Origin of the sequence: Schaalia sp. JY-X169, from assembly GCF_014069575.1 — a bacterium.
Lineage (GTDB): Bacteria > Actinomycetota > Actinomycetes > Actinomycetales > Actinomycetaceae > Scrofimicrobium.
The window spans coordinates 943708-962280 of sequence record NZ_CP059675.1 but is presented as its reverse complement, the minus strand read 5'-3'; the positions used below and the strand labels follow the sequence as shown (position 1 = coordinate 962280).

Here is an 18573-nt window from a genome sequence, read left to right as displayed (position 1 = left end):
CTGTCTACTGGCACGTTCGCCGGTGGGGCCCGATACTCCTGCAGACAGCTGGAGTCATCTGGTTTGGGGTTCTCGGGCTTGTCGCCGATAAACCTGGGCATCTTCAGGTTGTCTTCGCAATAGTCGTAACACTGGCGGGAGCAGTCTGGGGGCAGTTCGAAGCCCGGCGAGTGGAGACCGCTTACAACGCCATGGAAGTTGCTGAACTCCGCCGCGACTCACTCTACGGGTCTGTCCAGACTGCAGTTCAGGGCATACTGGACCAGATGGTGACATCCTGCGCAGCTTGCGATGAATCCTGCCGCGTGAGCCTCTACTGTTTCGACACTGAAGCCAACGAGTTTGTGATGCTTGGCCGAAGCTCCAAAGATGCGAAACACCGGGAAATTGGTCGAGGACGGTACCCTGCTGGCATCGGCTACATCGGCTATGCATGGGAAGAAGGTCCCCGAGCGGCATACAGGCGTTGGCCACGAGATCCCGAAGACTGGGTTAGGAAAGCAGCTGGAGAGTCCGACGTGCGCGTCAATGACACAGCCGTCCTTCCCGTGCAGGTAGCGCAACATATCGCCTTCAAAGCCCGATCGGCGGTGTACGAGCGAGTGGATTACAACGGTACGCGCATCGGAATGCTGGTTGTTGAATCGTTAAAGCCCGATGAGGCAACAAATGCCAAAGTTGGCCCCTTGCTCGAAAGTGACTTAGGCAGGGTCTTGGGCCAGATCGTGTTCTTAGCCCAAGATGAATTCGTGTCCGCACACCGTCGCACAGCCAGTGGACTTGAAGCCAGCGACTAATTCCCTCTGACGCTTGCCGTTGGAACCATCCTCCAGCTCCAAACAAGCAAGCGGCGTTCCCCAGATGCGGCACCTTGATCTCTAGGGGCCTCAGTTCAGGGTGAATCGCCTTGAGTTTGGTTTCCAGCCTGCGGCCGAAGAATCTCCCAATCCGCATCACCGCGCAAATAGTCGCGCAGGTGCTCGATCTGCCCTAAGAGCTCATCAAACGCAACAATCGTCACATTCGCCACACCCTGCCTGTAAAGCTCGAACGACCTCTTCATCTCGGCGGTGTCCAGCTGCGTGGTAAGCCCAGCCAGAACGAAGCATCGTGGCGCTGGAGTCTGCAACTGGCTATCCCCGGCTCTCTCCCGGGTGTGCTCCGTATACTCAACCAGGCACCGCGCCTGATCCAGCACCTGTGAGACTGCATCGCTCAGCCCCGCGCTAACCCCGTGAACGCCCTTCCTAAACTGATGCTTTCTGACCAGCTTTGTCGTCGGACGTTTGATCTCCACAATCGCAGCATTGCCCGTTACGGTGTGCCGGTACAGGTAGTCCAGAATCCTCTTACCCCCGGTCCTAGGGGACTCATCACCGACAATTGTCTGCGACCCAACAAACACTGACGGCCCTCCAAAAACCATCTGGAGAGCGAAGGTGTTCTCCTCAAAGAACCCCTGCCACCAGGCCTCGGTATGTCCGACGTCCAGTGCGTTCTTCATCATTCGCACTAGTTCGTCGAGGGCGACCGACTCCACATCTCGCTGCAACCGCACCAGCTGCTTCGGCTCGGATGAAGCTAGTTGTCCCAGATTGCGTGATGTCTCATGGGCCAGTTCGGATACCTCCTCATCCGTCAAAACCTCCTCACCGGCGGCCACCCGCGTCATAAGCTCTGATCCTGGCGCTCGGCCCAGTGCCGGGACCTTGACGCTCAACCCGAGCGAATCCGCGAGGGCATTGTGGGATGTAGCCTCGCGAACACGCTTGATTGCCGCTTGCCCTCGGGAGCCAACCCTGTTCAGCTCCGCCACCAGCTCCCCAAAAGCCTCTAGTCCCATATTTAAGGTCGTATCGCCGACCTGCGCTCCACTGCCATGGGTGAGGATTATGGAAGTGCACGTCGTGTTCTGCTCCACCAAATCCACAAAGCTACCCAATACCCGAGCGAAGCCAAGCCCGTACTCATAGTCCTTCGTGAATCCGAACGGCAGGGACTCAAGTTCATCGATCAATGCCGGGGAATCGTCTCGCTCTAGCGGCACCGTGATCAATCGGATCTGCGTATATTTCGGCCCAAGGTAGCTGTCCCGCCAGTGTCGAGTGTCCAGAGGGTACATAGTCAGCGCCTGTTGGGACGGCTCAGCTCGCAGAATCAGCACGGGATCAACATGACCGCCATTGGAAGAGATCTTGGGGTTGGGGACAAAATATCCTTCAACTGAACCGTCGGGCAGATTCCGCTCTTCAAGTGACCCCCGCTCGCCAGGCTCAAGCCCAAAGCGCGCCATTGCTCCCCCGATCATCGTTGAAACCACCGATTGGATCTAGTCTGCCAGCCGGGTGAGTTGACGTACCCGACGACATGCGCACAGTGTTCCTACGGCGGAACACCACACCCCCGCGAGTACAACGCGACGAGGACGACTGGGGATTCTTCCACCCCGAAGCGGCTACCGATCTCGCAGGGAGGTTTACCTTCTGTGACCCCCAACTGAACCGCCCCGCGTTGGGTTAGGTTCGCAAGGGGCAAAGGTGTATGCCGCCGCTCTGGTCATGCATACTCGGTGGACGCGCGCCTAGTAATATGTGGCTGAAGTGTGGAGCTTGGACTCTCAAACAAACCGTGGAGGTTAGTCCTCCAACGCTCGATCTAGCGGTTCGCTTGAACTCTCCTTGACTACCAGCCGTACCGCACTCGTACCTGGACGTCTTGGCGGAACAGTGGTTGGTGTCTCCGCTGTAGATTGTTGATCCTCTTGATTGCTCACACGCAAACTCCCAGTCCAGACACAGTCGCGACCGACAACACTACGATACTCGCCGCAAGGAAGATAAACCCCAGTTTGATTAGCCATGCCAGCTTTTTCAGTCGACCCTGTTCGTCTTCCTCCGAATCGAGGTTCTGATCGATCAGTACAGTCAAGAGCGCAACGGTACTTAGCTTCATTCCCTCATTTCTCAGTGCACTCACATCAACCTCTGGCCCCGACTTTGGCATCAGAGCCAAAACTCCAAGTATCACGGCTACTACTGTCAGAATCAGCGCGACTATGACAAGAGGCGATAGCGCGATGGTGGACTGAATAGACCCGATCACGGCGGACGATCCGACAAGAACCACCGCACGCGACTGCATAGCTGATCTGCGCTCAGATATCATCGCCCGCTGACGTAAGGTCTCGTCAAGGAGAACGCGCAGCTTCTGCTCATCTTGCTCGGCCACGCTTGTGGAAGTCTCCGCACGGGTGCCCGACGCCTGTCTCCATGAAAAGACCCACGTTGCTCTGAGTGCTGATCGTCTCATAATTTAAACCTCACCTCTGCGGAACCCGACACGGGCAACTCTACTTCGCGATTAGAGACACCTACTCGTGGACCGGATGAGCTTGTTGATGTTCGGCGAAGCTCTCTGGAGCACCACCGCGAACATAGCGGAACCGTGCGGCGGTCCAACGCACCCGACGCATGCCCGCCTTTACACGCCATCGTTGTCCCTCTGGCCGGGCCTTTTTGCTCGTCCTGCAGCATAGCGGCGCCGGTTCTCCCAACTTAGGTCTGAAGATTCGACTGCCTCAACAGGTTTGTCGTACCATTCGTCTTCACACGCAGGAACAAGGCGATCAAACTCATCTTGACCAAACTCGTCGAGGCGGGGATTGTCCGCCCCTGGCGTGCTTAGGTTGCTGTGCCTCACAAACCGAGCTGCAACGTCAGCGATTGTGAATGTTCCCGATTCCAGCCCCATCTTGATTGCTTTCGTACTTGGTTCAGCCAAACCAAAGGTACTCAAGAAGTAAATCAGATAGCCCGGGCTCTCGAGGCCCCCGGGATTGTCACGCTTCTTCAAGTGCTCGATAAGCTCATCCGCGCACTTCTGACTGAGAGACTCTCTGATAAACCCAAGCCATTCGGGGACCGGATCAAGTTTGTGAAGCCTGCGGAACACAACCAGCTGAGTGCGGAGGTCAGGCGCCCGCTCCAGCGTAGCCAACACTTCCCTACCTGTGACAGACACAGAAAGCTCTCCAAACTGCCTTCCGGCCCACGCCACGACCTTATCGCGTGCGGTCTGAAACAAGGAGTAGGTGCCAGCTATCTCATCTAGCCCAGAAAGAACGACCCTGAGTATTTCAAGGCGATTTTCGTCTTCCGCCTGCATTTGGGTGAACAGCTCAGTTGCCAGATCCAGTTTATTAATGACTATCGACACGCGCTCATCGTCTGTACCAGTGAGGAGCTCCATGAGTTTGGTTCTATGACCATCGGACGCAGCGATCAACGCTGCCTCCATTTCTATATCCGAAACATCGTGAGAGGGCACCCCCATGTTAAAGTATCGGTCAAAGTAGCCTTCGTCAGAGATCCTCCGCCTCGTATGATTCCTCCGGGCCAAGACATCTCAGAAGATCTGCCGTCTGTACTCGACACCACCCCCGTAGGAGTCAAGCGCGGCGCAAGCTAAGTCGAGACTTTCGTATCGGTGGCCGCGAATGATCCAAGGGACCTTCCGGAAGCCCTCCGAAAGTTGGAGGAAGTATGGCTTGTCGACCATTCCGAATGACAGCCCATATGCGGATACCTGGTCAATTGAGCTCGGCAGACCCTCAAGGAACTCACTAAGGCGATCAGTTTGATAGGCCTTCTCGAACCCGAGCAAGCGCTCTTCCAATATCCTGTGGGCAGTGGAGCGATAGTAGTCGTAGTTCTCTTCGTCGCTCCACTCGCGTAAATCAGCAACGCCTCCAAGCTCCCCGGGTGCATACCCCATAATCAGCTGGTTAACGCCCACTTCTCCATGAACGTGCAGAATGCGTGACTCTTCAACCCCATAGAGGTACTCAAGCGTGTGCGTGTAATTGAATGTAAGGAAGAAATCCCTCGGCCCGAAGATTTGGTGGAATTTCTCTTGTGGCGCGACTCTCCAAAGGCTTGCGTCCGCATTACGTGCGAACTCTCCAAGAGGAAACCTGAGGAGAAGACTAGCCTCTAAGATTATTCCATCCCTGTCGCTCTCATGATCCGACAATATTTCCGGGGGAAACTGCTCCAAATGCTCAATGAGTGCTGACGTATCGAGCTTCGAGAGGTTTGCTTCAACATCGGACCAGAAGTCGTCAACCTCGCTGAAGCACTCCCATTCCCCTGGGAAATGCTCATCCCGAACAGCCAGCTTCTTGAAGTCCTGCAAGTAGCTGGTAGGGAGGCCATGCTGCAGATCAAAACCGTTACCTAGGATATGCAAGGTGTCCATGCGTTCACTTATCTACTCGAAGTTTCCCCTAGACGTCCGTGGGCTTTTGGACGGATTACGTTTGCGAACTGCTGGCTCCTACAGCCAAGGTAAATCCCGGCAGCAAATGTTATCAAAGTGACCATCGCAGGTATAACATTGTTCTACCACTTGACCGTGCATGGCTAGGGCGGTCAAGAACGTCGGCTCGAAGTAAACAAGAAGACTAATGCGAATCATACAGATCGAAATCACGCGCTTCCTCGGCTTCAAACACCTCGTTCTGGAGGTAGACCCTGAGCTTCAACTAATAGCCGGACCGAACAACGCCGGGAAGTCCTCCCTCTTGAGGCTAGTTGAAACCTTCTTCAGCGACCCGACTCCAGCGGATCTGCAGGCGCTAAAGCCACTCCACGACTACTACGTTCTTGGTGGATCGAGACTAATGTCCAGCATAAAGATCCACTTTGGCGCTCTGTCCGCGTCCGAGGCGGAGACATTCGCCGACGTCACCTCCTCAGAGGGTGTCTTCTGGATCCAGCTTTCATGCACAAGGACGGGCAAAATCAATTTCAAGGCTAGTCAGCGCTCAACGGCTCCCCGCGAAACGTACCTGGAAGTCCTCACAGCCTTGAACTTTGTGAGAATCCCTTCGGTACGAGTCGGAGACTCCACTCCTGAAGGACAAGACCAGTCCCTGGACAGGCTCTATGAGACCCTTGAAAGCGTGCTTGTAAAGTCTGGGAACACCCGACAAACCCAGCTGCAGAAGCAGTTCGAAGAGGTTATTCTCCCTGTTGAGAAGCTCGTTCATGAAGTGTTGAGCAGTTCGGTGACAGCAATTTCGTCTGATCTACCCTTCAAAGAACGCGAGCTCGGGATAAGTCTGCCCGACTCGAGGCATGCGCTCAGAGGAATGCTGAGCCAAGTGGCAGTCACGAGCCGTGACGACGTCGAGGTGCCGATTAGCGAGAGAGGAACTGGCTTCCAGTCGGCACTCGTGCTGGGAGTCTTGCGTTATGTAGCAACGCAAACCCACCAGTCAGGTGCTAGTGTGATCTTCGCGATTGAGGAGCCTGAGGCGTTTCTACACCCTCAGACGCAGAGGGCCATGGCCGGAATCCTCAGAGCTGTATCTCAAGATGCGCAATTACTCGTCACAACCCACAGCGCGGTTCTCGTCGATTCGTTTTCAGTTCAGCAAATCATGCGACTTCCGCTCGGATCGGACGGCGTGGAGCATGTGTTCAGGCATCGTGATCTGTCTGACTCAGATGAAGGGCGCTTGACTCGGTACTGCGACGCCACTAACAGCGAACTCGTCTTCGCGAACGCTGTGATCCTGGTGGAGGGATATGGCGACAAACTTCTTATCGACTACTTACTCGGCAAAGTTACGGGAGGCCCCGGGGGACACTACGCTGCGGGCATCACTGTGATAGAGGCTTCAAGTATCGACAATATTCCAACACTCCTTGCCCTCGCCAAGCACTTTGGCGTCCGAGCGTATGTACTAACCGATAAGGATGGTGTCCACAAGGCCGGCGGCAATGGCAAGAGAAAGCTGTTTGACCTGTTAGCCAACGAGAACCCTGACCGATCAGGCAACCCGTTTCACAACCTACACCAGTTGGCTGATCAAAAGGTGACTACATTGAAGGCCGCCTTAAAGCAACAGGAACGCTTGAATGAGGACCTTTCCAAGTGGAATGCCTTTGTCCTCGCCTCTGATCTTGAGGGACTGCTCCTTGATGCAATGGGACAGAACAAGCTTGCTCGCCTTTTGGGTCCAGACGGTGAGGCGATAGTAGACGCAACCACAGCCTCGAAGTTCGCCAGCGGGCCAAAGGGTAAGGAATCCCTAGCCAGCTGGCTCGGCTCTAAAGGATGGAATTCCGACTTGAACACGAGCAACAAGGCGAAACCTCACCTTCCATCTGCACTACTCCGCACGTATCTGAAGACTGCGAAGACTCCTAGAGCGGTTGCGCCGCTAGAAGCGTGGTTGGAAACAATCGTAACGAATCATCAGCGACTGCCGATATAGACCGTTGGCGCCCTGTACCCAACCCCACACCCCCAGTCCCAAGACCCACGCGCCGAACCGCCATAAGCTATCTACCAGGCACCCGTTATGCAACCAACCAACGGCCCCCGGAGGAAAAGCGTGGAAATAGCAGTAATCGGCATGGGCAAGATCGGCCTCCCTCTGGCAGTCCAGTTCGCAGACGCCGGCCACCGCGTCACCGGTGTGGACGTCAACCAGGCCACCGTCGACCTCATCAACAAGGGCGAAGAGCCCTTCCCCGGCGAAGCCCACCTCCAAGACAAACTCTCCCAGCTCGTCCCCACCGGCTCCCTGGAAGCCACCACCGACTACGCCGCCGCCATCCCCGGTGCCGACGCCATCGTCATCGTCGTCCCCCTCTTCGTGAACGACGAAACCTGGGACCCGGACTTCGCCTGGATGGACCAAGCCACCCGCTCGCTCTCCGAGCACCTCACCCCCGGCACCCTGGTCTCCTACGAAACCACTCTCCCAGTCGGCACCACCCGCAACCGCTGGAAGCCCATGATCGAACAGATCTCCGGACTTACTGAAGGCGACGATTTCCACCTCATCTTCTCCCCGGAGCGCGTTCTGACGGGCCGCGTCTTCGAGGACCTCCGCAAGTACCCCAAGCTGGTCGGTGGCCTCTCCCCCGCAGGCACAGCCAAAGGCATCGAGTTCTACGAGGACGTCCTCCAGTTCGACGACCGCCCCGACCTTCCCCGCAAGAACGGCGTCTGGGACATGGGCAATGCCGAGGCCGCGGAGATGGCCAAGTTAGCCGAGACCACCTACCGCGACGTCAACATCGGCCTAGCCAATCAGTTCGCCGTCTACGCCGATAAAGAAGGCATCGACGTCAACAAGGTGATCGATGCCTGCAACTCCCAGCCCTACAGTCACATTCACCGTCCCGGTATCGCTGTTGGCGGTCACTGCATCCCCGTCTACCCACGTCTGTACCTCTCGACCGACCCTGATGCTTCTGTGGTCCGCACGGCCCGCCAGTTCAACGCGGGTATGCCGGCATACGTTGTCGATAGGGTCGAGGACGTTCTCGGTTCGCTCGAGGGCGTTGACGTCGTGGTCCTCGGCGCCTCCTACCGCGGCGGCGTGAAGGAAACGGCCTTCTCTGGGGTGTTCGAGACCGTGAACCAACTCCGTAGCAAGGGCGCCAACGTGAAGGTTCATGACCCCATGTACTCCGAGGACGAGCTTGCCGGCTTCGGATGGGATGCGTACACACTTGGCGAGCCAACGACAGCCGTCATTGTGCAGGCCGACCACCAGGAGTACAAGGAACTCACTGCCGAAGACTTCCCCGGCATCAAGCTTCTATTCGACGGCCGCCGTGTCACCAACCCCGACAACTGGCGTGGCACACCGCGCCTGGTCATCGGCGAGTAACCGCCTGATAACCGAACTTCAAGACCTCTAGTAACAACGCGAAAAGAGACAAAATGAGCAACGAACCTAGTGTCTTAGACTTCATCCCTCCAGCAAAACCCATCATCGGCGAGGACGAAGTCGCTGCTGTGTCTGCGGTCTTGCGCTCTGGCATGGTGGCGCAGGGTCCGCAGGTGGCTGCTTTTGAGGAGGAGTTCTCGGAGGAGTTGGTTGATGGGGCGTTTGCTGTTGCGGTGAATTCGGGTACTTCTGCCTTGCATTTGGCGCTTCTTGCGTCGGGTGTTGGTCCGGGTGATGAGGTGATTGTTCCGTCGTTTACGTTTGCGGCGACGGCGAACTCGGTGGCGATCACTGGTGCGACTCCGGTGTTTGTGGATATTGAGGAAGACTTCTTCTGTATGGATCCCGCGGCTGCTGAGGCGGCGATTACGGAGCGTACTAAGGCGATTATGCCGGTGCATTTGTATGGTCACGCGGCTGCGATGGGTGAGTTTGAGGCGATTGCTGACAAGCATGGGATTGCTTTGTTTGAGGATGCCGCCCAGGCGCATAATGCGTCTTTGCATGGTCGTAAGGTGGGCACGTTTGGTTTAGCGGCAGCGTTTTCCTTGTATCCGACGAAGAATATGACTTCGGGTGAGGGTGGGATGATCACTACCGGTAGTGAAGAGGTAGCGCGTCGGGCCCGTATTTTGCGTAATCAGGGGATGGCGAAACAGTACGCCAATGAGTTGGTTGGTTTGAATAATCGCATGACGGATATTCATGCGGCGATTGGTCGCGTCCAGCTCGGTAAGGTTGCGGGTTGGACCAAGCAGCGTCAGGATAACGCTAAGTTCTTGTCGGAAAACCTTGAGGGCGTTATTGTTCCTCCGGTGGCTGATGGTGCGGTGCATGTGTATCACCAGTACACGATTCGTGTTCCTGAGGGTCGTGACGAGTTTGTTGAGACCCTGCGTAATGAGTACAACGTGGGTTCGGGCGTGTATTACCCGATCCCGAATCATCGCCTGCCGTCTTTGGAGAAGTATGCTCCCGGTTTGGATCTGCCGGTAACTGAGCAGGTTGCCAAGGAATGTATTTCCCTGCCGGTGCATCCCTCCTTGTCGCAGGCTGATTTGGAGCGGATCGTTACCGCTGTGAATGAGACTGCGAAGGCTGGAGCATAACTGATGAGTGAAACAGCAAAGCAGGCCGCGTTGCGGGTTGGTGTGTTGGGGATTGGTTCCATGGGGCGTCACCATGTGCGTAACGCCCGCGCCCTGGACGGGTTTGAACTGGTTGCCGTGGCTGACCCTTCCGGTGACAGGTTTGGTGTCGCTGGTGGTCTAACCGTGCTACCGGACGTGGAGTCCCTCATTGAAGAGGGTCTGGATGCAGCCATTGTGGCGGTGCCAACCGTGTATCACGAGGATGCGGCACTAAAGTTGGCGGCTGCTGGCGTCCACACCATGATTGAAAAACCCCTCTCCGGCAGTGTGGAATCTGGGGAGCGGATCGCGAAGGCTTTTGATGAGGCGGGCCTGATTGGTGCGGTGGGGTATGTGGAGCGTTGTAACCCGGCCCTACTGGATATGCGCAGGCGTATTGCTGAGGGCCAGTTAGGTGAGGTCTACCAGGTCGTCACTCGCAGGCAGTCCCCCTACCCGGCGCGCATTAGTGATGTCGGTGTCGTTAAGGACCTAGCCACGCATGATGTTGATTTAGCGGCGTGGATCGCTGGGTCGCCCTATGAGTTGGTGTTTGCACAAACTGCGCACCGCTCAGGCCGTGAGCATGAAGACATGGTTACCGTGTCAGGCCGCTTCCAAAACGGGGTACTGGTCTCTAACCTGGTCAACTGGCTCACCCCCTTCAAGGAACGCCTCACCGTGGTAACAGGTGAACACGGCGCCCTGGTCGCGGATACTGCCCTGGGAGACTTGACGTTCCACGAGAACGGGTCCTTCCCCGTCGAGTGGGACCAGATCGCCGCCTTCCGCGGCGTCTCAGAGGGTCAAGTAACCCGTTACGCCCTACAAAAGCGTGAACCCCTAGCCGTGGAACAAGCCAACTTCCGTGACGCCATCAACGGGGAAGCCAACAACCACGTCACCATGGAACAAGGCCTCCAAGCACTCAAAGTCACCGAAGCCATCCTCAAGAGCGCAGCGACAGGACAGAGCATCTCACTCTGAGTCTCATACGTCAGCTCGCTGACTCTGTACCGATTATCCGTTCATCATGCTGGCGTGAGATTCTCCAGCCGACGAACCATGTGACAACGTAAACAACTGAGAGCGCCCCATACAACAGCGTAACTGCCACACTCAGGTCGACGCCTGAGTATAGGACGATACCTACTGCGCTGCCGACTAGTACGACTCGCAAGACATCAAGCATCACAGTCAGTCGTGCTCTCTGCAAGACAAGGAGAACTCCGCTTAGCGGGGACGCCACAAGGCGCAATGAGTACACGATCGCCATTATTTGCACGAGGCTGGCCGTCCCCGCCCAACTAGACCCGAGGAATGTGCTTGTAAACCAGGGGCCCACGGACACAAAAAAGACCGTGATGGCGACAGCTGGGAGCGCAAGCCAAGCGCTCATCTTCAGGTAGGTGGGTGCAAACCTCGGAATATCAGTCCTGACCATCTCCGAGAACTCGGCAGAGACCAGAGAACTGACTGAGGTAGCGATGAGCGCCAGTGGAATACCAAGTAATCTCTCAGCCATACCCAGCTGCCCAGTGGCGCTTGCGCCATACACCATACCGACCAGCAGCACGGGGGCCTTCAGGCCAACCTCATTCATGAACACTGAGAACGTGAACCACGTGGGAAACTGTCGGTACTTCCAAAGTGTCCTCTTGGTTACACCGCGATTAGGGCGCCGAAAATAATGTCTTACGCGTTTGAAGATAGCACCGATACCAACCAGACTGCCGGCCAACTGACCCGTCATGAGCCCAAACGCTGTCGGTCGAACAAACCCAAAAGCGAGCTGCACCCCTGCTGATGCACCTGATTGGTACAGGGAACGCTTCGCAACCTCACCATAGAGCTTTTGTCGCAACGCAAGCTGGGAAACAACTGCGAACCAAGCAGAAGCAAGCGTGAGCAGCACCACCCAGGCATAGGCATACTCGTATCTCCAGAGGTCGCCAACCTTGAGATAGCTGAGTGCCCAGAGCGCGAGCCCATAAAGGGGTGCTAGAACAATGCTGCTAACCAAGGCAGACCGTGCGAGACTGGAGACTTCCTCTTCCTCCCTAGGAAGCATTGCGGCGCTCTCTAAGCGCAGCGTGACCACTGGTACCGCGATTGTTGCAAGCGCAGTAACAAACGTTACATACCCGTAATCGTCAGGAGAATAGAGCCGAGACAAGATGGGGAGTGCAATGAGGGAGATCAACCTGGCACCAATTGAGCCACTTATGAGCTTGAGGAAACCCTTTGCTGCACCACCAAGAGCGATCTTCACGCCACGACTCTAGCACTTTGACCAAAGCAGAACCGTGGTGGTCTAGGCTCATATCTTATCATTGGCTGTTGAACACCGAGATTGTTGCACCTGCCGAGAAGCAAAGGAGTGTGGCAACCTCCTTGTCCGAAGACACAGAAGGGTCCCTACCAGCTCCGGAAACTAGATGAGGCTGGCACCAGCATCCGAAGCTGCGGGACTCGCAAGCCGCCTTATGGTCGCCCCTGTCGCAGATGCTAAGATAACGTCGATTGATTCAATCTCTTGTTTCCCTGATTAATCGCCCGCGAAACCCGAGGTTTGGTTGGTCCCTACGTAGCTGCGATCTCCTTAGCACGAAACCGTGCGTCGTTGGCTACGTGGCTAGACCACAGCCAAGCGTGATCGGTTGCCTATATCAGGCCGAGCCCAAGGCGTGAAGACCTAAGCAGCACGGTATTACCGGCACTCAATTCTGAACTCCATGACAGGGACGTAGTGCGTTCGGATGGTACCGAGCGGCCTTATCTCCCGCTAGCGTTGACTTGTTAGCTCTCGCACGACGTCCTTCGCGCGGTTGGCCCATGTTTGTCGAGACCGTTCTTGCCGCACTCTAGATGTGGCCGTCTCTATGACAGAAGGTGTGTCTCGCAAGTACGCCAGGAACTCGACTATGGCATCCACGTCATAGCCAACGGCCCAGCCCACACCCAGCGCCTCGACTCGCTCGGACGCGAGCGTACCTGTGCTTGCCATGGTCGGTTTCCCATGGGCCATGTACTCATAGAGCTTGTACGGGACTGCGATGGACCGATATTCCGTCGGTTCTACCATCAGGCTAGTGATGTCCGCTTCCTCATAAACTCGGCTAAGTTCGCTCTCCGAGAGATGCAATACCCTGATCTTTGTTCCGTCCACTTGCGGATAGCTCTTCTTCACCGCTTTCCACTCCTGCCTCCTCGTGCAAACCGTGAGTCGAACTCCGTCGACGCGACTTACTGCCTCAAACATCGTCGATATCCCGTAGTGCCCGCCGACGCCGCCAACATACAGGAGGCTCATGTGCGCTGTGCTTTCAACCTCGTCCTGGGGCACATCTGCACCGGGCGGTAGGGCACGCATGCGGCTCTTCGGGAAGAAAGGTACACGTTCCTTCATCTGGTCAGATGGGACAAACAGCACGTTGACCACGTGTCGGTACAGCGCGAGATCGAGTATGTACAGCGGGGTGGCTAGCAGTTGTTTGGCTCTCTCTTTCCAACTCCGATCTCCCAGGAAACGCCAGTAGATATCCCTGTAGAAGACCGCCGTAGGTATGCCAGCCTTGCGACACAAACCTAAGAAGCGTGCATCCATGAGCGGTCGTTTTGGTCGGCGGTCATTGTCAGCAAGAGCGTTCGGAAGAACTGCGGACTCTGAATAGAGAAATTCAAACGTGACGCCGGCCCTCACTAAGTCGCTTACTTCTTTGATTCGGGCGGATCTCGTGACTGAGCTCCCCGTAGCCACGTGTACCTCGTAGCCGAGGTTCTCGAAAGCCGCGAGCATCTTCGCGGGACGGAGGTTCTCTGCGCCACTGCCGTTTCCATCAAACTCTCGCGGGGCGTGGAAGATCATCCGTCTCTTGGTAGGCGTCGCTTCGTGGACTTTCACAATTCCCTTTCCGTGACATTCATGTCAGTGACTTCAACATCTGGTCGGATTCAGAAACCCAAGAGGTTGCTCATCGGTCGGCTCCTGCCAGACTCGGGTCCTTGGAAGCAGCTCAACGAGATGCAACTCGACTGCACGCGCATATCCACATCACTTTGTGACAGCAGCATCGACTTGCTGATTCTCAAATGGCCCATGGTAGCGAGGGTGCACCGTGTTGCGCCGTTGTACTGCATCACCATGCGGGTGTTTGAAAGGAAGTGCAAATACAGCGAAACTCGTCCACCACCAGAGGATAGCCGACGCTGCCGCCAACCCAAAAATAAATGACTCCGTCATCCCAAGCGCAAATCCAGTCACAACGCCAGCAGCCAAGAGTGCTGCCGATTCGTTGAGAATCAGTAGCCTCACAATAAGCGCCGCAAATGCAACCGCTATCACGGACACTCCAATCAAGCCCACATCGAGTAAGAGCTCGACGTACGAGTTGTGGGCATGACCCAAGACCGTGTCTGTTAGTCCGACGTCGTAGTAGTCCTTGAGCACAGTGCGTGTAGAGTTAAGGCCATGTCCGAGTAGAGGACTATCGGCAAAGATAGTCCCGGAGTCCCTCCATATATTAGAACGACCTGTCTCAGTTAGAGCCAGCTCGCCCCCACGGTAAAGCCGCGTAAGGGCCGGTATTCGGCTTCCCAGCGAAGTCTGCACCACGAACATGAGGATGTCCTCCCAGAAGGCGACACTTAGAGCCCCTACTGCAAGGGCAGCCCACTTCACGACTGTGGGGCGTACGAGCATCGACTTTAGTAGCAAAAATAACGCTCCTATGGCGACTGCTAAGAGTGCCCCTCGCGAGCCTGAAAGCAAGACGGCGGCACTTGGAATCGCAACAGACGATACCCGCACAGGCCAGCGTCGCGACCGCGATAGCCATGCAGAAGGGAATATTAGCGTTGCCCCCAACATTGCGACTGTGTTCGGGTTCCAGAAGATCCCTGAATAGCGTCCTTGAAACTGTCCAAATGGGACGACTCCTAAGAATGTCAGGAGGTACGAGACGACCAGTGTCACTTGCAAAACAAAGACAAAGTCCCCAATATCACCACGAAGAACTCGTGCATCGACGTCCCACCGACGAGTCTTCATCAAGTTCAAGAAAGCTAGCAGGAGGACCAATGTTGCGGACTTGATGAGCGTGTCCACTCGGTCTGGAGCCCAAATGGATGAGATAATGCCGAATGCCACAAATAAGAACAGCGCTGAGCGGTAAATGACGAAAGCTGGATCCGTCTTCGCTCGGTGCTGGGGAGTCTTCTGGCTGAGTGCGAACAGAACCCCAGCAAGAAGCGTTGGGAGACGCAGAACAGTTCCAACGGCTATGAGTGCTGAGTCATTCAAGTTAGTAAGCACATGTGTAGCCGCGATGGAGGCTATTACGAAGGTTCCCATACTCTTCGACCGCAAACCGATGATCAACGGTAAGGCTAGGATCAGTCCTGCTGCCGCGAACAGCCCTGCTACCAAATCTCGCATCCTCCCCTAGAATTGGTACTCATTCTAATGCACTAGCTGCACTAGAGTTCCTGCAGTGGCCCCGATACCGAGGAGATCACACCTTGAAAATCACGCACTTCATCACATCATTGAACACCGGAGGCGCTGAACGACTCGTTATCGACTTGGCAACGACGATGAGGGAAGTCGGGGACGATGTCGAGATCGTCACGCTCGTCCCTAGCAAGGGCATCCCCTACGATGATGCTCTTGAGGCAGGGATTCGTGTGCGGACACTCGGAAGAAACCGCTGGAGCCTTCTCAGTGCCCTCAAGCTCAGACTTGCAACGCGCAAAGCAGACGTAGTGCACGTTCACCTCTTCCCGACTCTCTACACTGCGCTGCTTGTGTCCGCACCGAAGGTGTACACCGAGCACAATACATGGAACCGACGGAGAGACTTAGGGTGGTTCAAACCAATCGAAAGCTTCGCGTACTCGCGCTATGGGGCAGTTGCTTCGATCAGCGAAGGAACCAAAAACGCGCTTCTCGAACACTTAGGCTCCCGCGCGTCATCGGAACGCTATCCCGTCATCTCAAATGGAATAGGCGATCGCTTCTTCACCGAAGTTAACCGAAGCGCACAACGCGCGCACTCGGAGCCAGAAAAGTGTCTACGCTTGGTGAGCGTCGGAAGGCTTGATACGCAGAAGGGCTTCCACCGCCTCGTTGAGCTCGCTGAGCATCTTCCTGCCATTCAGATCGATATCGTCGGTGAGGGGCGCTTACGTCCCGACCTCGAACAGCAAATCGTCGAGGCGCAGGTCTCCGACCGAGTCCACCTACTCGGTAACCGCAGCGACATCCCCGAGCTCCTGACCAAATACGATGCGTTTATCTCATCCTCACTCTGGGAAGGGTTCGGGCTCGTGTCCGCAGAGGCGATGGCCCGTGGCCTACCCGTGATCGGACCACGCCTCGATGGATTCGAAGAGGTCGTTGTCGATGGTGAGGGCGGAATCCTCTGCGATCCTGATCATTACGTCCAAGGGATGGAGGAAGCGATCAAGCAGCTCTCAGACGAAGACACCAGACAACGCCTGTCCGAAGGTGCGTTACGCCTCTCCCACCGCTACCACATCAGCAACACTGCGACGGCCTACAGAAAACTCTATGAAGACGTACAACGAGATTCGAGGGGGAACACGACCGCCTTCTCTAGTGGATCCTCGCCTCTACGCCGCCGACGGCTTAAGAGAGTCCAAGATCGCAAACACCGGTTGCATCGCTTCAGGTAGTCGGTACTTGCGTGCACTCACTCGCCCCGCCGAACCCACTCGCGACAGGCGGTCCGGGTCCGAGAGGATCGTCCTGAGCGCCAGCGCCCATTCCTCTGGTGTGAAACCTTGGGTTAGAAAGCCTGTCGTGCCGTGAGTAATCAGGTCAAAATGTCCCCTAATCGGAGAAGCCAACACGGGTGTCCCCGCGGCCATTGCTTCCACCACGTTCTGAGGTAGACCTTCCCGCCTACTTGATGAAACCAGAAGGTCAGCAACCGACACCAGATCGGGGATGTCCGTCCGGTACCCCAAGAAATGCACCCGGTCTGCAACACCAAGGTCCGCTGCCAAGGCCTCCAGGTGCTCGCATAGCCCCCCCGTGCCTGCAACGACGAGGTCAGCGTCGATTCCATCGCCAGGCCCAGTAGCCCATGCCCGAATTAGGAGCTCATGATTCTTGTTTTTGTTTAGTTCACCAACTGCAAGCACCATCGGTCGATCAACCTGAAGTCCAATGGACTCTCGCAGTTGCGTCCTCATCGCGCGGGTCACTTCGCCCTCGAACGAGTGAAAGTCGATCCCGACGCCCCTGGTCATTACCACGTTCGTTGGGAACTTCTTGCTTGCCCGATCGAAGTCTTCTCCATTAATGACTAACAGGTCATCGGTGAGGTGGCTCAGGATCTTCTCAGCCGGATAATAGACCAACCAGTTGACTAGCGGTGCGCCCCTGTAGAAATGGAACCCATGCGCCATGTACACGACCTTTGTACCGCGTTTACGAGCATCACGGGCAGCGAGGCGCGTGATTGCCCCACCCACCGGTGTGTGGCAGTAAACAACATCAAAGTGCTCACGATCTAGGAGTGACTTAAGCTGCCTGTAAGCCCGAATGTTGCCGAAGGAGAAGGGACTGCGCGTCCAGGGAACCACATGCGACTTAGCAATGGATTCATCGACTAGGTCCGCACGGCTTGCGACGTGAACTTCCCAACCTGCCCCAGAGAGCCGCCTTAATAGCGGCAGATGGAATCTTTCAATGTGTACGGGAACTGTGGCTGTCACAAGGATGGTTGACATCTGGGCATTCCTCCAAAGGTGTTCCAGCATCACGGGTTGTCAACTACGATTCGGCGAGGTGATCTGTCAAGCACCTATTGGAAAACCGCTTCTGCATACAACTCTATGGCAGCGTACCGACCAGTGGGAGGCAAGACTTCCAACTAGTGGTGTCTTCCACTCATGCAACAGCGATATCCGTAGACCGAACGCAAACTGAGACTGCCTGATAGCTGTGTTCCCTGTTGAGACTTGTAGAGAGCCTGAACAGCCTCCCACCCTCGGCCAAGCGAGGTTAGATGTCATATATCCGCGCAACACTCCCTTTCCGGACTCGTCGCATGGGACTACTAGAGGATCACCTGTATCCAATGGAAGCGCTCAGTTTTCTGGACTCTCTTCTAGGCGACGCAACTCACCGAGGATTCCTTCAAGATCAGATGGATCACTAACTACGGATACGGTGCAGAAGGACTTTCTGATTCGGTTGAAAGAAAAATCCATACGCAACACCCGTGTGCAGTCTGCTATGACATAGCGCGCATGCATCTGAGTTCCACGGTGAAGCACGATGTCTATGTCGGGATTGACACGCAAGAAGCACTCTTCAATCGCGGCAGCCACTCCCTCCCGTTGTCTTGAGTAGATCAGCCTAATCTCCTCAGCGGTTCGCAATGCCGGCTTCAAGAGCGAAGCCACGTTCCCTGCATGCGTATAGGTACTCTCGCCTCCAGCATCCAAGAAGTACGGGTCAACAACATGGATGATTCTCGCCGGGAGGATTTGATCTAGCTCGCCCCAAAACCGCGTAAGCACCTCGATCATGTCCAAGCCGACCGGAAATGCGCTGTGCTGCAACTCCGTGGACTTTCCGTCGGACGCCAAGTTTCGTTTCATTTGCGTCCAGCCTATCGAGTCCCTCCGTACTGGCAAGTCAGCTACCTCAGCTGAGAG

Annotated in this window: 15 protein-coding genes; 6 read left to right on the top strand and 9 right to left on the bottom strand. The window is 56.0% G+C overall.

Annotation, left to right across the window (positions count from 1 at the left end; all coding sequences use genetic code 11):
* Nucleotides 1–170: 170 nt before the first annotated feature.
* Complete coding sequence (locus tag H2O65_RS04165; RefSeq protein ID WP_182142394.1) at nt 171–797, top strand: hypothetical protein; 627 nt, start codon at nt 171–173, stop codon at nt 795–797.
* Nucleotides 798–892: 95 nt separating this feature from the next.
* On the opposite strand, the gene H2O65_RS04160 is transcribed toward H2O65_RS04165, so the two are convergent.
* The 4 genes from H2O65_RS04160 to H2O65_RS04145 all read right to left on the bottom strand — a co-directional run bounded on the left by H2O65_RS04160 (nt 893) and on the right by H2O65_RS04145 (nt 5256).
* Nucleotides 893–2320 carry a Shedu immune nuclease family protein gene (locus tag H2O65_RS04160; protein ID WP_182142393.1) on the bottom strand — a complete coding sequence of 476 codons (1428 nt, stop codon included), beginning with the start codon at nt 2318–2320 and terminating at the stop codon, nt 893–895.
* 449 nt (nt 2321–2769) lie between these two features.
* A complete protein-coding gene (locus H2O65_RS04155) occupies nt 2770–3309 on the bottom strand; it encodes a hypothetical protein (RefSeq protein WP_182142392.1) in 540 nt (179 codons plus the stop codon).
* A 171-nt stretch (nt 3310–3480) separates the two neighbouring features.
* Complete coding sequence (locus H2O65_RS04150; protein ID WP_182142391.1) at nt 3481–4296, bottom strand: hypothetical protein; 816 nt, start codon at nt 4294–4296, stop codon at nt 3481–3483.
* Between the two features lie 108 nt (nt 4297–4404).
* Nucleotides 4405–5256, bottom strand: a complete 852-nt coding sequence (locus H2O65_RS04145; protein WP_182142390.1) for an AbiH family protein — start codon at nt 5254–5256, stop codon at nt 4405–4407.
* Nucleotides 5257–5464: 208 nt separating this feature from the next.
* Between H2O65_RS04145 and H2O65_RS04140 the strand changes: the two genes are divergently transcribed.
* The 4 genes from H2O65_RS04140 to H2O65_RS04125 all read left to right on the top strand — a co-directional run bounded on the left by H2O65_RS04140 (nt 5465) and on the right by H2O65_RS04125 (nt 10869).
* Nucleotides 5465–7282: an ATP-dependent endonuclease gene (locus tag H2O65_RS04140; RefSeq protein ID WP_182142389.1), complete on the top strand. Its 1818-nt coding sequence runs from the start codon at nt 5465–5467 to the stop codon at nt 7280–7282.
* Between the two features lie 120 nt (nt 7283–7402).
* A complete protein-coding gene (locus H2O65_RS04135; RefSeq protein WP_182142388.1) occupies nt 7403–8692 on the top strand; it encodes a nucleotide sugar dehydrogenase in 1290 nt (429 codons plus the stop codon).
* 53 nt (nt 8693–8745) lie between these two features.
* Nucleotides 8746–9861, top strand: a complete 1116-nt coding sequence (locus H2O65_RS04130; RefSeq protein ID WP_182142387.1) for a DegT/DnrJ/EryC1/StrS aminotransferase family protein — start codon at nt 8746–8748, stop codon at nt 9859–9861.
* Between the two features lie 3 nt (nt 9862–9864).
* Entirely contained in the window at nt 9865–10869 is a 1005-nt protein-coding gene (locus H2O65_RS04125; protein ID WP_182142386.1) for a Gfo/Idh/MocA family protein, read from the top strand.
* A 10-nt stretch (nt 10870–10879) separates the two neighbouring features.
* On the opposite strand, the gene H2O65_RS04120 is transcribed toward H2O65_RS04125, so the two are convergent.
* The 3 genes from H2O65_RS04120 to H2O65_RS04110 all read right to left on the bottom strand — a co-directional run bounded on the left by H2O65_RS04120 (nt 10880) and on the right by H2O65_RS04110 (nt 15196).
* A complete protein-coding gene (locus H2O65_RS04120) occupies nt 10880–12154 on the bottom strand; it encodes an oligosaccharide flippase family protein (protein ID WP_182142385.1) in 1275 nt (424 codons plus the stop codon).
* A 513-nt stretch (nt 12155–12667) separates the two neighbouring features.
* Complete coding sequence (locus tag H2O65_RS04115; RefSeq protein WP_182142384.1) at nt 12668–13786, bottom strand: glycosyltransferase; 1119 nt, start codon at nt 13784–13786, stop codon at nt 12668–12670.
* A 150-nt stretch (nt 13787–13936) separates the two neighbouring features.
* Nucleotides 13937–15196 (bottom strand): O-antigen ligase, encoded by a 1260-nt coding sequence (locus H2O65_RS04110; protein ID WP_182142383.1) that lies wholly within the window; start codon nt 15194–15196, stop codon nt 13937–13939.
* Nucleotides 15197–15402: 206 nt separating this feature from the next.
* Between H2O65_RS04110 and H2O65_RS04105 the strand changes: the two genes are divergently transcribed.
* Nucleotides 15403–16578 (top strand): glycosyltransferase, encoded by a 1176-nt coding sequence (locus H2O65_RS04105; protein ID WP_182142382.1) that lies wholly within the window; start codon nt 15403–15405, stop codon nt 16576–16578.
* On the opposite strand, the gene H2O65_RS04100 is transcribed toward H2O65_RS04105, so the two are convergent.
* Entirely contained in the window at nt 16516–17640 is a 1125-nt protein-coding gene (locus H2O65_RS04100; RefSeq protein WP_182142381.1) for a glycosyltransferase family 4 protein, read from the bottom strand. The genes H2O65_RS04105 and H2O65_RS04100 overlap by 63 nt on opposite strands.
* A 360-nt stretch (nt 17641–18000) precedes the next feature.
* Entirely contained in the window at nt 18001–18516 is a 516-nt protein-coding gene (locus H2O65_RS04095) for a hypothetical protein (protein ID WP_182142380.1), read from the bottom strand.
* Nucleotides 18517–18573 lie beyond the last annotated feature (57 nt).

Excerpts from the sequence above, each read along its gene's own strand:
- H2O65_RS04145 (WP_182142390.1), bottom strand. The coding sequence starts at position 5,256 with ATGGACACCTTGCATATCCTAGGTAACGGTTTTGATCTGCAGCATGGC.
- H2O65_RS04150 (WP_182142391.1), bottom strand. The coding sequence starts at position 4,296 with ATGGAGGCAGCGTTGATCGCTGCGTCCGATGGTCATAGAACCAAACTC.
- H2O65_RS04100 (WP_182142381.1), bottom strand. The coding sequence starts at position 17,640 with ATGTCAACCATCCTTGTGACAGCCACAGTTCCCGTACACATTGAAAGA.
- H2O65_RS04095 (WP_182142380.1), bottom strand. The coding sequence starts at position 18,516 with ATGAAACGAAACTTGGCGTCCGACGGAAAGTCCACGGAGTTGCAGCAC.
- H2O65_RS04125 (WP_182142386.1), top strand. The coding sequence starts at position 9,865 with ATGAGTGAAACAGCAAAGCAGGCCGCGTTGCGGGTTGGTGTGTTGGGG.
- H2O65_RS04140 (WP_182142389.1), top strand. The coding sequence starts at position 5,465 with ATGCGAATCATACAGATCGAAATCACGCGCTTCCTCGGCTTCAAACAC.
- H2O65_RS04130 (WP_182142387.1), top strand. The coding sequence starts at position 8,746 with ATGAGCAACGAACCTAGTGTCTTAGACTTCATCCCTCCAGCAAAACCC.
- H2O65_RS04155 (WP_182142392.1), bottom strand. The coding sequence starts at position 3,309 with ATGAGACGATCAGCACTCAGAGCAACGTGGGTCTTTTCATGGAGACAG.